12 protein-coding genes are annotated in these 13,859 nt (G+C 66.3%); 4 read left to right on the top strand and 8 right to left on the bottom strand.

Annotation, left to right across the window (positions count from 1 at the left end; all coding sequences use genetic code 11):
- Positions 1-39: 39 nt before the first annotated feature.
- The 7 genes from U0177_RS19435 to U0177_RS19405 form a co-directional block, all read right to left on the bottom strand.
- Positions 40-1,920, bottom strand: a complete 1,881-nt coding sequence (locus U0177_RS19435; RefSeq protein ID WP_409572323.1) for an ABC transporter ATP-binding protein — start codon at positions 1,918-1,920, stop codon at positions 40-42.
- Between the two features lie 93 nt (positions 1,921-2,013).
- On the bottom strand, positions 2,014-2,412 hold the full coding sequence (locus U0177_RS19430; protein WP_409572322.1) for a nitroreductase family deazaflavin-dependent oxidoreductase: 399 nt from the start codon (positions 2,410-2,412) through the stop codon (positions 2,014-2,016).
- A gap of 74 nt (positions 2,413-2,486) precedes the next feature.
- On the bottom strand, positions 2,487-4,244 hold the full coding sequence (locus U0177_RS19425; protein ID WP_409572321.1) for an ABC transporter ATP-binding protein: 1,758 nt from the start codon (positions 4,242-4,244) through the stop codon (positions 2,487-2,489).
- Between the two features lie 26 nt (positions 4,245-4,270).
- Complete coding sequence (locus U0177_RS19420; RefSeq protein WP_409572320.1) at positions 4,271-4,924, bottom strand: YIP1 family protein; 654 nt, start codon at positions 4,922-4,924, stop codon at positions 4,271-4,273.
- A gap of 105 nt (positions 4,925-5,029) precedes the next feature.
- Positions 5,030-5,872, bottom strand: coding sequence for a PPK2 family polyphosphate kinase (locus U0177_RS19415; protein WP_409572319.1), 843 nt, complete (start codon positions 5,870-5,872; stop codon positions 5,030-5,032).
- Positions 5,856-7,022 (bottom strand): aminotransferase class V-fold PLP-dependent enzyme, encoded by a 1,167-nt coding sequence (locus U0177_RS19410; RefSeq protein ID WP_409572318.1) that lies wholly within the window; start codon positions 7,020-7,022, stop codon positions 5,856-5,858. Before U0177_RS19410 ends, U0177_RS19415 begins: the two co-directional genes overlap by 17 nt.
- A 370-nt stretch (positions 7,023-7,392) precedes the next feature.
- Positions 7,393-7,683, bottom strand: coding sequence for a hypothetical protein (locus U0177_RS19405; RefSeq protein WP_409572317.1), 291 nt, complete (start codon positions 7,681-7,683; stop codon positions 7,393-7,395).
- Between the two features lie 369 nt (positions 7,684-8,052).
- On the opposite strand from U0177_RS19405, the gene U0177_RS19400 reads away from it, so the two are divergent.
- Positions 8,053-9,690: a GAF domain-containing protein gene (locus U0177_RS19400; protein WP_409572316.1), complete on the top strand. Its 1,638-nt coding sequence runs from the start codon at positions 8,053-8,055 to the stop codon at positions 9,688-9,690.
- Here the strand turns inward: U0177_RS19400 and U0177_RS19395 are convergent.
- The gene (locus tag U0177_RS19395; RefSeq protein WP_409572315.1) at positions 9,685-11,493 is read right to left on the bottom strand and encodes an SLC13 family permease; all 1,809 of its coding nucleotides are present in this window, start codon (positions 11,491-11,493) and stop codon (positions 9,685-9,687) included. The two genes, U0177_RS19400 and U0177_RS19395, sit on opposite strands and share 6 nt — an antisense overlap.
- A gap of 179 nt (positions 11,494-11,672) precedes the next feature.
- Between U0177_RS19395 and ffh the strand changes: the two genes are divergently transcribed.
- The 3 genes from ffh to U0177_RS19380 all read left to right on the top strand — a co-directional run bounded on the left by ffh (position 11,673) and on the right by U0177_RS19380 (position 13,632).
- A complete protein-coding gene (gene ffh / locus U0177_RS19390) occupies positions 11,673-13,013 on the top strand; it encodes a signal recognition particle protein (protein WP_409572314.1) in 1,341 nt (446 codons plus the stop codon).
- 66 nt (positions 13,014-13,079) lie between these two features.
- The gene (gene rpsP / locus U0177_RS19385; RefSeq protein WP_409572313.1) at positions 13,080-13,361 is read left to right on the top strand and encodes a 30S ribosomal protein S16; all 282 of its coding nucleotides are present in this window, start codon (positions 13,080-13,082) and stop codon (positions 13,359-13,361) included.
- A 43-nt stretch (positions 13,362-13,404) separates the two neighbouring features.
- The gene (locus U0177_RS19380) at positions 13,405-13,632 is read left to right on the top strand and encodes a KH domain-containing protein (RefSeq protein WP_409572312.1); all 228 of its coding nucleotides are present in this window, start codon (positions 13,405-13,407) and stop codon (positions 13,630-13,632) included.
- Positions 13,633-13,859 lie beyond the last annotated feature (227 nt).

Genomic DNA, 13,859 nt, shown 5'->3' with positions numbered 1-13,859 from the left:
TGCTGGTGGAAGATGCGATCGTGGCCGGAAGATGCAGGGCTATGGCGCCGGCGTAGCCAGGCCCGCCGGCTCGCGGAACTGGCGGCGATACAGCTCGGCGTAGACGCCGCCGCGCGCCAGCAGCTCGGTGTGAGTGCCGCGCTCGACGATCTGGCCGGCCTGCATCACCAGCACCTGGTCGGCGTCGCGGATGGTGCTGAGGCGGTGCGCGATCACAAAGCTGGTGCGGCCGTGCAGCAGCACCTTCAATGCGCTCTGGATCAGCTGCTCGCTGCGCGTGTCGACGCTGCTGGTGGCCTCGTCGAGGATCAGAATACGCGGGTTGGCCAGGATGGCGCGGGCGATGCCGAGCAGCTGGCGCTGGCCCTGGCTCAGCGTGCCGCCGCGCTCGCCCAGCAGCGTCTGGTAGCCGCTAGGCAGCCGCACAATGAACTCGTGCGCGTGTGCAGCCGTGGCCGCGGCCTCGACCTCGGCGTCGCTGGCGTCGAGCCGGCCGTAGCGAATGTTTTCGGCCACGGTGCCGGCGAACAGAAAGCTGTCTTGCAGCACCACGCCCATCTGGCTGCGCAGGCTGGCGCGCGTCACCGTGCGGATGTTGATGCCGTCGATCCGCACGGCGCCCGCGTCAACGTCGTAGAAGCGGCCGATCATATTCACCAGCGTGGTCTTGCCCGCGCCGGTCGGCCCGACGATCGCGATTGTCTGGCCGGGCTCGGCGGCGAGCGAGACGTCATTCAGAACCAAGGGCGAAGAGCCAAGCGCCAAAGGAGCCTCGCCCGCGCCGTTGCTTGAGCCATTGGCGCGATCTGCCGCGACCCGCTGGCCATCGGTTGGCCGGGCGCCATACGAGAACGACACGTGATCATACGCGACGTGCCCGCGGATCGGCGGCATGGCCGGCGCGTTTGGCGCGTCGACCAGGTCGGCCGGAGTGTCGAGCAGCGCGAAGATCCGCTCGGCGGCGGCGAGCGACGCCTGGGCGGTGGTGTAGAACGCCGAAATTGCCTGGATCGGCCGGAAGAACTGCTGCACATACGTGAGAAACGCGATCACCACGCCGACGCTGACCGCGCCGCCGAGGGCGAGGTAGCCGCCGTACCCGGCCACGATCGCCGTCGCGATGGTCGAGAGCACATCGATCGCCGGGGTGAAGGCCGAGGTAACCGCGGTGGCGCTGACGTTCGCATCGCGGTTAGCGGCGTTGCGCTGCGCGAAGCGCTGCTGGTTCACGCCGGTGCGGTTGAAAGCCTGGGCGATCTTGACGCCGGCGATCTCCTCCTGGATCTCGGACGACACATCGCCGATCGCCTCGCGGGTGCGGCGGAACGCCCGGCGCGAGAGCCGTGCGAACACGCGCGTGAGCAGCAGCATGATCGGGATGACGACAAAGCTCGCCAGCGCCAGCCGCCAGTCGAGCGCGAGCATAGCGATCAGAATACCGGCCAGGCCGAACAGGCTGCCGAGCACCTGCACCAGGCCCTGGCTAAACAGCTGGTTCAGCACGTCGGTATCGTTCACCAGGCGCGACATCAGATCGCCGGCGGGCTGGCGGTCGAAGAAGCGCAGCGAGAGGCGCTGGATGGCGGTGAAGATCTCGGTGCGCATGCGCGCCAGCGTGCGCTGGCCGATCGCGCCGATGATCAGAAACTGCGCGCGCGACGCGACGGCGCCGGCGACGTACACCGCCAGCAGCAGCAGCATGATCTGGTCGAGCGTGGCGCCGTCGCGCTGGCCGATCGCGCGGTCGATTGCCCGGCCGATCAGGTACGGGCCGAGCGCCTGCGTCGCCGCGCCGACGATCACTAGCAGCAGCACCAGCAGCAGCTGGCGCCAGAACGGCCGCAGGTAGGCAAGCAGCCGCCGCAGCACCACGCCGCCCTGGGCGGCGCGCTCCTGCGGGGTGCCGGCGAGCGCTCGCATTCCACCACCGTGCATCATGGTTTGTTCTCGCTTAGCGGGCTTACGCGGCGCGCGTGCGGGCGTAGCCTTTGCTCTCTCATTGCGGCCGGGCGGCTAGTTTGGCGTGATCCGCACCAGCGGGATGATCCGGCTGGTTTTGCTTTCGTAGCCAGCGAAGCCGGGGCTGGCGGCCACGACCTGCTGCCACAGCCGGGCGCGCTCGTCGGGCGGCACCGTGCTGGCCTGGCCGGCGAGCGTGCGCCCATGATCCTCGACTGTGACGCTGGGGTTGGCCACCAGGTTGCCGTACCAGGCCGGGTTTGTATCGCTGCCGCCGGCCGATGCAATCACAATATAGCTCGCGCCGTCTTTGATGTGAAACAGCGGCTTGGTGCGCCGCTGGCCGGTTTTTTTGCCGATCGTCGTCAGCAGAACGATCTGCTTGCCGCCAAGCCGCCCGCCGGTGAGCCGGTACAGCGCGATGTGGATGCTCATGGCCAGTTTAAAGATCAACGTGCTTCTCCTTGATTGCCGACAAGATCATGTAGGCGTTATAGTCGTAGGCGTTATAGATGACGGCAGAGAGGCTACGCCAGCTCCAGCGCCGGGCTGGCCTCGTGCGCGCCGCCAAACTGCGAGTCGATGATTTCGCCGTAGAGCGCGCTGGTCTGCAGCAGATCGTCGTGGGTGCCCTGCGCCGCCACTTCGCCGCCGTCGAGCAGCACAATCAGGTCGGCGTCGCGCACGGTGCTGATGCGCTGGGCGATCACGAAGCTGGTGCGCCCACGCATCAGGAGCTGCAGCGCCTGCTGGATCTGGAACTCGGTCTCGGCATCGACCGCCGAGGTGCTATCGTCGAGGATCAGGATGCGCGGGTCGCGCAGCAGCGCGCGGGCGATCGCAATGCGCTGGCGCTGGCCGCCCGAAAGCCCAACGCCGCGCTCGCCGACGACGGTAGCGTAGCCGTCGGCGAACTCGCCGATAAACTCGTGCGCCTGTGCGGCGCGCGCCGCAGCCTCGACCTCGGCGTCGCTGGCGTCGGGGCGGCCGTAGGCGATGTTGTCGCGGATCGTGCCGCTGAACAGCGTGGTATCCTGCAGCACAATGCCCACCTGATCGCGCAGACTCTCGATCGTCACGTCGCGCACGTCGTGCCCGTCGATCGTCACGCTGCCGGATGTTACGTCGTAGAAGCGCGGGATAAGGTTGATGATCGTGCTCTTGCCGCTGCCGGTCTGCCCCATGATCGCCACCGTCTGGCCCGGCTCGGCCACAAACGAGACATCGCTCAGCACATTGCGCTCGCCGCCGGCGTAGCGGAACGACACCCCTTCAAACGCCACGCGCCCGCGCACCTCGGCCAGCGGCCGCGCGCCCGGCCGATCGGCGACCTCGTTGGGCGTATCGAGCACCTCGAAGATCCGGTCGGCGCTGACGCCGGCACGCGAGATCTGCGCGGTGATCATGCCCAGCATCATGATCGGCATGATCAGCAGCGACAGGTAGGTGTTGAACGCCACCAGCTCGCCCAGGCTGAGCGTGCCGCCGATCACCTGGTGGCCGCCGTACCAGATCACCGCCAGCGTGCCAAGGTTCGAGATGAAGAAGATCAGCGGGAAGCTCGACGCCAGCCCGCGAATGGTGGCGAGGTTGACCTCAAGCAGCTCCTGGTTAAGCTGGGCGTAGCGCTCGGCCTCGTAGGGCTCGCGGGCGAACGCCTGCACCACGCGGATGCCGGCGAGGTTCTCTTGCAGCACGGTGTTGAGCGCGCCGAGCTTCTTCTGCACCTGGCTGAACAGCGGCCGCAAGACGCCCATGAAGCGCATCAGCACGGCGGCCATGGCCGGAACCGTCAGCAGGGTGATCAGCGCCAGCCGCCAGTTGGTGCTGAACAGCGCCGCCAGGCTGCCCAGCAGCAGCGCCACGGCGCTGAACACCTGCAGCAGGCCGCCGCCGATAAACGCGCGCACCTGCTCGACATCGCTGGTGATCCGGGTCATCAGCTGGCCGGTCTGGGCCTGATCGTGGTACGAGAAGCTGAGGTTTTCGAGCTTGGCGAACAGCGCGTTGCGCATCTCGTAGGCCGCCGACTGCGAGGCTTTCTCCGACCAGAAGCCCTGCGCGAAGCTGAAGACGCCGCGCACCGCCGCCACGCCGATCAGCGCCAGCGTGGCCCACAGCAGCGCCTGCCGGTCGCCGCCGCTGATGCCGCGGTCGATCAGCACCCGCAGCACCTGCGGGCCTGCCAGGTTCGCCGCCGTCGTCAGCAGCAGAGCGGCAAACGCGCCCAACGTGATCAGCCAGTAGGGCGCGAGGTAGGCCAGCGCGCGGCGGAGTGATTTCATAGCTGCTTTCTTTCTCTGGCCGCGCGCTACTGCCGCGAGGCACCTACGATCACCAGCATGAGCGCGCCGAAGACCAGGCAGCAGCCCAGCGCCAGCACGATAATCGGGATGGCGATCACCGCGGCGGCCTTGCCCGCGCTCAGGTTCATGCCCGAGCGCACGCTGAGCCAGCTGAGGTAGATATTATACAGCCCCACCAGCAGGCCGACGAGCCCGCCGATCGGCGCGACCGGGCCAATCGAGATCAGGCCGATCAGGCCGCGGATCACCGCGATTGGCCCCCAGAACAGCGCGATGTCGTAGGCCAGCTCGCCAAACGCGCCGGTGCCGCCAAACAGCCGGCCGAGCGCGTACACAATGAGCGTCCATAGGAAGAACGCAATGATCGTAAAGAACAGGCTCGAGATGATCGCGCCGGTGATGTTTTGGCCGCCCATGAACGTGCTGGCGAGCGGCGGCAGCGGCTGGTCGCCCAGCCGATTTTGCAGGTCGCGCAGCTGCTGCTCGAGGTACGGGCGGTTCAGCACGAAGCTGATCGCGCCGAGGATGGCGGCCACCACTGTGCTGATCGCGATGTAGATCGTCGCCCAGCCGAGGTCGTTGCGCTCGTGCTCTTCGAACACCGCAACCGATGGCCGCAGCAGAATGGCGCGGCTGGCGTTCAGCATTTGCTGGAACATACACTCCTCCTTGTGTCGAGGCCCGCGCGGGCGGCGGCGCCAAGCCGCGCTCGGCTGCGCGATACCTTTCGTTCAAGGTACGCATATGCCAGCCGGGAAGTTGCACTACCGCGCTTTGGCGCCCTGCTCGGCGCGGTAGGCGCGCAGCTCTTCCAGCCGGGCTTTGCTCATGGCCGCCAGCGTGTCGCGCCACTCGCCGCGGTAGCGGCCAAGCACATCGGCCAGCACCTGGCTCACCGCCAGGTTGCGGAACCACTTCCGGTCGGCCGGCACGACGTACCACGGCGCGGCCGCGCTGCTGCACATGCTGATCGCGTCTTCGTAGGCGGCGATGTAGTCGGCCCAGCGCTCGCGCTCGCGCCAGTCGCCGGCCGAGAGCTTCCAGGCCTTCTCGAGCTCCTGCTCGCGCGCGCGCAGCCGCTGCTCCTGCTCGGCCTTGCTGATGTGCAGAAACAGCTTGACGATGATCGTGCCGCTGGCGGCCAGCAGCGCCTCGAACTGGTTGATCTGCTCGTAGCGCCGCCGCCACACCGCCTCGGGCACCAGCTCGTGTACGCGCACCACCAGTACGTCCTCGTAGTGCGATCGGTTGAACACGCCGAGCTCGCCCTTGCGCGGCACGACCTTGTGCACGCGCCACAGGAAGTCGTGCGCCAGCTCTTCTTCCGTCGGCACCTTGAACGACTCGACGCGCACGCCCTGCGGGTTGAGGTTCAGCAGCACGTTGCGGATGGTGCCGTCTTTGCCGCTGGTGTCCATGCCCTGTAGCACCATCAGCACGCTGTGCGTGCCGGCGGCGTACAGCTCTTCCTGCATGGCGTCGAGCTGGGCGTTCAGCTCGGCGAACTGTGCCTGGCCCGCGCTTTTGCTCAGCCCGCCGTCGTCGGCCGGGTCGATCTTCGCCAGCTCGGCACGCTTGCCGGGCTCGATTTTATGCGCGTATGGCATTGGCGATCCCTTCGTGCGACAGCTCCGAAAGCGCCTCGCCGACGCGCTGCACTTCGTCCTCGGTGTTGTAGAAGTGCGGTGCGATCCGCACGCCTTTGCCGCGCGGGATGCACACAAACCCGGCTTGCTCGAGCCGGGCGCTGGCGCCGGCTGGGTCGGCCACCTCGGCGATCACAATCCCCGAGCGGTGCTCGGGGGCAGTGCTGGCCGCCAGCTTAAACCCGCGGTCGCGCAGGTCGGCGATCAGGCTGCCGGCCAGCGACAGCACGCGCTCGGCCACGTGCTCGATGCCGATCTCCTGGATCAGCGCCAGGCTGGCGTGCAGCCCGTACATGCCGACGAAGTTCTGCGAGCCGAGGTTGAAGCGCTCGGCGCCGGGCAGCGGCGTGAAGTTGTAGTCGAGAAAATTTGCGGGGTCGACCACGCTCGACGCGCCGACGTACGGCCCGGCCACCAGCTGGTTCATCAGCTCGGCGCGCACGTACAGAAAGCCGGCGCCGATCGGCCCGAGCAGCCACTTCTGCGAACCGGCCGCCAGAAAGTCGATGTTGGCGGCCTGCACGTCGAGCGGCAGCGCCCCGAGCGACTGGATGCCATCGACCACGAAGAATATTCCGCGCTCGCTGCAGATCTTGCCCACCGCCTCGATGTCGTTGCGGAAGCCGGTGGCGAATACCACTGTGCTCATGGCGATCACGCGGGTGTGGCTGTCGACGCGCGAGAGCAGCAGATCGAGGTCGAGCCCGCCGTCTTTTTGGGGCACGAACTTGGTCAATACGCCGCGGTGCGCCAGGTTCATCCACGGGTAGATATTGGCCGGGTAGTCGCCGTCGAGCACCAGCACGTTGTCGCCGGGGCGCAGCGGCAAGCTCAGCGCGGCGGTGTTGATCCCGGTGGCGGTGTTCGGCATCAGCACAATCTCGTCGCTCGAGCGCGCGTTGATCAGCCTGGCGATGCGCTCGCGCAGGTCGTTGGTGCGCTCGGTGGTTTCCAGGCGGTACTCGGTGATCGACATCTGGGCGGTAAGCTGGTTGAACTCGTTCATCGCCGCGACGGCGCGCGTATTCACTGGCGAGACGCCGGCGTGGTTAAAAAACGCCAGGCGCTCGGAGATTGGGAACAAGCGGCGGTACGGGGTCGGGTCGAGCATGACGGTTCCTTTCAACACAGCGGCGAGAGCTACGAGACGCTATAGTGATGCTGACTTGAAGTGCCCATCATACCACAAGAACCGAGGCGCGAGGCATACGCGGCAGGTGTATCTAGGGCGCCGTCAAAGTCGGTTCTTCCCCACCTTCCCTCCTCTCCTGACAGACGTTTCATAGCAACTCCGTTTGATTACTTGTGTTTTCTTGTGCGGCGAAGCCGCCCCCGAACCCCCCATAATCCAAGCGATCAGCTGGATTTGGTATCACGAGCCTGCAGCTGTATCTGTCGAAGAACGCGCGCTGTGCGAGGCAAAAAAAAGCCCCCTTCGGGCGAAGGGGGCAGGGTAGGCAAGTTTGAGGTTGGCCGGCCAGCTAGCTGAGCGCGCCGACCATCTCTTCGGTCGAGGTGATCGGGCTGGTGGCCTCGCGCGCCGCAGGGGCGAGCATAGGATCGAAAATTTTCTGGAAGGCCATGACGTGGGCGCAGGTGTGCCACATCCGGAAGAAGCTGCAATCGCACGACCAATGGTCGCCATGAAGGGTAATCACATGATCGCTATTACCGCCGTGAAATGTCGCTTTGAGCTCGCCGATCGTGATCCGCTCGGGTTCTTGTGCATAGCGCCGCGCTTTTTCGATCTTCCCAATCAGATCCGAGTGCATAAGCGGCCTCCTCGTTGTCAGAATAGCCGGGCCGTCGGTGCGACCAGTTTCGCACATTCCCGGCTGCGAAACAACTGATTGCTGGCACATCGCCGATCGAGAACGCTCGACATAAGCAGAAGGGCGGCAACAGAACACTTCTGTGCCGCCCTTACCGTTCTCGATATTCTCTTGGCTTTCCTATTCGCATAGCCGTGCGTCCTTGCCGATATGCCATGAGGTAAACCAATCGGATGTGTTAAGAGCATTATAACCAGTTGTGGCCCCTGCGTCAAGGTTCGCCGGCGCGAAAATTGTGTGCATTTCCGTTGACATCGCCGCGCCCATGCGGTACAGTTACAGCTCAATCCCATCACACACGAGGGCGCTATGCCACCCACGCTCGAACAACGTCAGCTTCAAACGCTCGGCCAGCTGCTCTCGGCCGGCGGCTACCAGGATGTGCCGGCGATGCTGCGCAGCTCGCTCGAGCGGCTGGTGGCGTTCTGGCCGGCCCAAGCCGGCGCGCTGCTGTACCACTCGCCATCCGGCGAGCCGATCGCGCTTGGCCACGGCCAGCTTGGCGACGAGGCCGCGCGCATGATCGACGAGGCGCGCGAGGCTTTCGCCCGCCGCGACGAAGGCTCCGACCCGGCGATCGGCTACTACGCGCTCGACGACGACCGCCAGCTCGTCGAGATCTCGCTGCGCAGCGTCAACCAGACGGTCGGCCTGCTGCACTTGGTGGTGCGCGAGAGCGATGTCGAGCGCTCCGAGGCGGCGCGCGCCGGCGAAGACATGGTGGTGCTGCTGGTGCGCGCGCTTGGCGGCGAGGCCGACAAGCTGGCCATGCTGCGGCGCGCCGAGCACGATCTGCGCGAGCTTCACCTGCTCTACGAAGTCGGCCAGTCGCTGGCCACCAACCTCGAGCTGCACAGCCTGCTCGAAGAGATCAAGCGCCAGGTGCCGGCGGTGATGGGCGCCGAGCGCTGCTCGATCATGCTGCTCGACGAGGCCACCCACGAGCTGATCCTGCACACCACCGACACGCACACCGGCGAGCCACGCGAGTTTCGCATCCCCACCGACCGCGGCATCGCCGGGTGGGTGGCGACCAATGGCATCGGCCAGATTGTCAATGATGTCGAGCAGGATCCGCGCTGGTTCGACGGCGTGGCGCGCGATATCGACTTCGTCACCCGCTCGATCCTGTGCGCGCCCATCCGCCACGGCGAGCGCGTTGTGGGCGTGATGCAGGTGCTGAACAAGCGCAGCGGCGAGCCGTTCAACGAGCAGGATCTGCGCCTGCTGACGACGCTGGCGAGCCAGGCGGCGATCGCCGTGGAGAATGCCCGGCTGGTGCGCAGCCTGAAAGAAGAGCGCGACCGGCTGCTGGCCAAAGAGGCCGAGGTGCGCGCGGCGATCGCGCGCGACCTGCACGACGGCCCGACACAGAGCGTGGCGGCGATCGCCATGAACATCGAGTTCGTCAAAAAGCTGCTGCGCGCCATGCCCGAGCGCGTCGAGAGCGAGCTGAGCGTGCTCGCCGAGCTCGTGCAGAAGACCTCGCAAGACATCCGCACGCTGCTGTTCGAGCTGCGGCCGCTCGGCCTCGAGACCCAAGGGCTGCTCTCGACGCTGCAGCAGTATGTCGGCCGCTTCCGCGACCCCAGCGGGTTCACCCGGCTGCGGATCGAGGCGCCTGCCAGCATCCCGCGCCTGCCCGTCGAGATCGAGGGCGCGATCTTCATTATTGTGCAAGAGGCTGTCAACAACGCCCGCAAGCACGCGCGCTCGCCCGAGGTCGTGATCTACCTGTATGTCGAGGAAGGCCAGCTGGTGGCCAGCGTGCGCGACCGCGGCGAGGGCTTCAACCTGGGCGCGGTCGAGTCGAGCTACAACACTCGCGGCTCGCTCGGCTTGCTGAATATGCGCGAGCGCGCCCAGCTGATCGGCGGCGAGTGCCGCATCCGCTCGGCCGAGGGCGAGGGCACCACCGTCGAGGTGCGCGTGCCGCTGCCGCTATAGCGGCACGCCCCAGATCAGCCGTAGGCCCACCAGCAGCATCACAAAGCACAGCAGCGTTAGCCCCAGGCCAACTCGCGCGAAGTCGCTAAACTTGTAGCCGCCTGGCCCCATCATCAGCACGTTCACCGGGTGGGCAAACGGCGACAGAAATGCCACCGAGCAGGCCATTGCCACCGCCACGCCGGCCGCGGCCGGGTCGATCCGCAGGTTTACCGCCGCGCTCACCGCGAGCGGCCCAACCGTCAGCGCGGCCACCTGCCCGCCCACGAACTGCGTAAGCGCCACTGTGAACAGATACAGCCCGGCGATCAGCGCCAGCGGCCCGGCGCCAGCCAGCTCGTTGCTGAACAGCAGGCCGATCCGGCCGGCTAGGCCAGTGGCCGCCAGGGCGGTGCCAATCGGCAGCATGCCGGCGATCAGCACAACCACGCGCCACTCGATCGCCCGGTAGGCATCCTCCATTGTAAGGCAGCGCGTGAGCACCAGCGCCGCCGCGCCCGCCAGCATCGCCTCGGCCGTTGGCACGAGCCCCAGTGCCGAGAGCAGCAGCACCAGCACGGTGATCAGCACCGCCCAGCGCGCGCGCACTGGGTCGGGCGCGTGGGCGGTGTAGCCCTGGTCGAGCACGATATAGCCCGGCTCGTCGGATAGTGTGCGGACGGCCGAGTTTGGGCCGACCATCAGCAGCGCGTCGCCGGCCTGCAGCACGAAGTCGCCCACGTCGGTACGGTAGCTGCGGCCCTCGCGCCAGAGCGCCACGGTGGTGAGCCCGAACTTGCTGCGGAAGCGCAGATCTTTCAGCGTCTGGCCGATCGCCGGCGAGCGCGGCGCGATCAGCACCTCGGTCAGGTGCACTGGCAGGCCCAGCCGGCGATCGTGCGGCTGCACCGTGCGGCCGATCGTCGTGCCCTGGCTGGCGAGCTGGCGCACCCGGTCTTCGCGGCCCAGCACCAGCAGAATATCATTCGCGGCGATCATGTCGTTGGGCGCGGGCGGGATGCGCGCCTCGCGGCCGTGCCAGATCGCCAGCACCGTGGCGCCAAGCTGCGCGCCGATCACCGAGTTGGACAGCGGCTGGCGCACCAGCGGCGAGTCGGGCTGTACGCGCACTTCCCACAGCCGCTCGGCCAGCTGGTATGTCTGGCTCAGGTCGGCGATCGGCATGGTCGAGCGCACGACCGACTCGCGATCAGGCAGCAGGCGGCGGCCAACCGTCAGCATATAGCCGGCGCCTGCCAGCGCCGTGAGGCCGCCGATCGGCAGGAAGTCGAGCATGGTCAGCGCGCGCTGGCCCTGGGCCTGCAGGCTGCCGCTGATCACGATATTGGCGGTGGTGAACAGCGTGGCCATGCCGCCGAGCAGCGTGCCGAAGGCCAGCGGTATCAGCAGCCGCGCCGGCCGCACTTGCGCGCGGCGCGCCACGCTTACCGCCGCCGGAAGCAGCACTGCCCCGGCGGCGATGTTGTTCATCGCCAGCGAGAGCAGCGCGCCCGCCAGCATGAACACGGCGGTCATGCGCGCTTCGCCGCCGCCGCCAAGCCGCGCGAGCCTGCCGGCCAGCCACTGCACCACGCCGGTGCGCTCGAGCGCTGCGGTGATCGCGAACAGCCCGACGATCGTGATCACCGCGGGCTGGCTGAACCCGGCCAGCGCCTGGTCGGGGCGAATGATTCCGCTGAGCCCGAGCGATAGCAGCACCAGCAGCGCTACCAGGTCGGGGCGCACGCGGTTGCTGACGATCAGCGCCAGCGTGCAGCCGACAATTACCAGCAGCGCGATCTCGTTCGATGTGAGTGTGGGCATCGATCCGCCTTTACATTCGTGGCCGCCCTGCGGCTCACCGGCGCTCCTGCGCCTGCCGGGTATTGTAGCACGCGCGCCGCGCGGCCATGCCATTTGACGCAGCCCCAATTTGCCGCTACAATAAGCAGGTTCAAGCGCGCGTTTCGCCGCTTTTTTGTGTCTAGCAGTAAACGATTGCTATGTTCGAAAGCCTTTCCGACCGCTTACAGACGGTCTTTCAGAAATTGGGTGGCAAGGGCAAGCTCACCGAAGACGATGTCCGCGAGGGCATGAAACAGGTGCGCCTGGCGCTGCTCGAAGCCGACGTCAACTTCAAAGTTGTCAAGGATTTTGTCGCCAAAGTCACCGAGCAGGCGATCGGCGAAGAGGTCACCAAGAGCCTCACGCCAGCGCAGCAGGTGGTCAAGATCGTCCACCAGGAGCTGATCACACTGCTGGGCAGCGCGAATGTGCCGCTGATCGAGGCTAAGCCCGGCCCAACGGTGCTGATGATGGTCGGCCTGCAGGGCTCGGGCAAGACGACGCTCTCGGCCAAGCTGGCGTTGTTTCTGCGCAAAAAGGGCAAGCGCCCGCTGCTGGTGGCCGCCGACGTGTACCGCCCGGCCGCGATCACCCAGCTCGAGTCGCTCGGCAAGCAGCTGAACATCCCGGTGCACTCCGAGGGCACGCAGGCGCGGCCGCCCGAGATCGCGCGCAACGCGCTCCAGCGCGCGCGGGCCGAGGGCCTGAACTATGTGATCGTCGACACCGCCGGCCGCCTGCAGATCGACGACCGCCTGATGGAAGAGCTTGAGGATATTGTCGCGGCGGTGAACCCGGCCGAGAAGCTGCTGGTGGTCGACGCCATGATCGGCCAGGAGGCGGTGAAGGTCGCCGAGGAGTTCAACCGGCGCGTGGCGCTCAGCGGCGTGGTGATGACGAAAGTCGACGGCGACGCGCGCGGCGGCGCGGCCCTGTCGGTGCGCGCCGTCACCGGCGTGCCGATCAAGTTTCTCGGCACCGGCGAGAAGATCGATGCCAATACGCTCGAGCCGTTCTACCCCGAGCGTCTGGCCTCGCGCATCCTAGGAATGGGCGACGTGCTCTCGCTGATCGAGCGCGCCGAGCAGGTGTACGACGAAGAGCAAGCCAAGAAGATGCAGAAGAAGCTCGTCAAGGGCTCCTTCGACTTCGAAGATTTCTTGGGCGCCATGCAGCAGATGCGCAAGCTTGGGCCGCTCCAGCAGATCCTGGCGATGATCCCGGGCATGAGCCAGCTCGCGCGCGACGAAGAGCTTGTCAGCGAGAAGGACATGAAGAAGATCGAGGCGATCATCTTCTCGATGACCAAGCAAGAGCGCCGCAACCCCGATCTGATCAAAGGCCGCCGCAAAGAGCGCATCGCCAAAGGCAGCGGCACGCAGCTGCAGGATGTCACCGCGCTGGTCAGCCAGTTCAAGCAGATGCAGCGCATGATGAAGAAAATCGGCGGCGGCGGCAAGGGCATCGACCCGCGCGAGCTGATGCGAAGAATGCGGTAATGTCTGTACACGGCAATTGCAGATCGCTCTGCAAGCTACAAGCAATTAGGGAGGCAAACACACAATATGGTAGTCATTCGTCTCCGGCGCACTGGTAAAACCAAGCAGCCTAGCTATCGCCTGGTAGTCACCGACAAGCGCTCGCCGCGCGACGGCAAGTTTATCGAGATCGTCGGCCACTACAACCCGGTGCGCCAGCCGAAAGAGCTGGTGGTGAAGAACGAACGCGTGCGCTACTGGCTTGGCGTTGGTGCGCAGCCATCGGATACGGTGGTGCGTCTGCTGAAGCAGGTTAATGTGCTCGACGCCGCCGGCAAGGTTGTGGCCGAGGCTCCTGCCGAGGGCTAGCGCCGCTCGATCCCCGCGACCGGGCGCTCATTATCGAGGTTCTATGAAAGCACTGCTGGAGTACATGGCCCGCAACTTGGTCGATAACCCCGAGGCTGTGCAGATCCGCGAGCGCGTCGGGCGCTATACCGTCACCTACGAGCTGACGGTGGCGCCGGACGAGACGGGCAAGGTGATCGGGCGCAGCGGGCGGGTGGCCAAGTCGATCCGCGATCTCATGAGCGTCGCGGCGGCGCGCCAGAACAAGCGCGTGCACGTCGATATCGAGTAAAAGGCTTTACGCCCTGCCTGCGACAGCTCGGTGATTGGGTATTGGCGTTGTGCGCCAACTTGATCATCGTGTGTGCGGTTTTTCTGCGCTGTGCGCGGAAAAGCCGCACACGTCCAGAAGGCTGAGCACGCCAACTGCGTAAGCCCTTAGATGCAACAGAAATACCGCTCTGCCGAAGTGTGTCGTTTACACTATACGCTTTGCGAAGCGCACAGTGTAAATCTGCT

Origin of the sequence: Kouleothrix sp. (assembly GCF_046328425.1) — a bacterium.
In the GTDB taxonomy this organism is placed as follows: domain Bacteria; phylum Chloroflexota; class Chloroflexia; order Chloroflexales; family Roseiflexaceae; genus Kouleothrix.
This window is presented reverse-complemented; position numbering and strand designations above follow the sequence as displayed.

Bases quoted from the DNA above. Each gene is read 5' to 3' on its own strand.
- U0177_RS19435 (WP_409572323.1), bottom strand. From the start codon at position 1,920: ATGCGAGCGCTCGCCGGCACCCCGCAGGAGCGCGCCGCCCAGGGCGGC.
- U0177_RS19425 (WP_409572321.1), bottom strand. From the start codon at position 4,244: ATGAAATCACTCCGCCGCGCGCTGGCCTACCTCGCGCCCTACTGGCTG.
- U0177_RS19420 (WP_409572320.1), bottom strand. From the start codon at position 4,924: ATGTTCCAGCAAATGCTGAACGCCAGCCGCGCCATTCTGCTGCGGCCA.
- U0177_RS19415 (WP_409572319.1), bottom strand. From the start codon at position 5,872: ATGCCATACGCGCATAAAATCGAGCCCGGCAAGCGTGCCGAGCTGGCG.
- U0177_RS19410 (WP_409572318.1), bottom strand. From the start codon at position 7,022: ATGCTCGACCCGACCCCGTACCGCCGCTTGTTCCCAATCTCCGAGCGC.
- U0177_RS19405 (WP_409572317.1), bottom strand. From the start codon at position 7,683: ATGCACTCGGATCTGATTGGGAAGATCGAAAAAGCGCGGCGCTATGCA.
- U0177_RS19400 (WP_409572316.1), top strand. From the start codon at position 8,053: ATGCCACCCACGCTCGAACAACGTCAGCTTCAAACGCTCGGCCAGCTG.
- U0177_RS19395 (WP_409572315.1), bottom strand. From the start codon at position 11,493: ATGCCCACACTCACATCGAACGAGATCGCGCTGCTGGTAATTGTCGGC.
- ffh (WP_409572314.1), top strand. From the start codon at position 11,673: ATGTTCGAAAGCCTTTCCGACCGCTTACAGACGGTCTTTCAGAAATTG.
- rpsP (WP_409572313.1), top strand. From the start codon at position 13,080: ATGGTAGTCATTCGTCTCCGGCGCACTGGTAAAACCAAGCAGCCTAGC.
- U0177_RS19380 (WP_409572312.1), top strand. From the start codon at position 13,405: ATGAAAGCACTGCTGGAGTACATGGCCCGCAACTTGGTCGATAACCCC.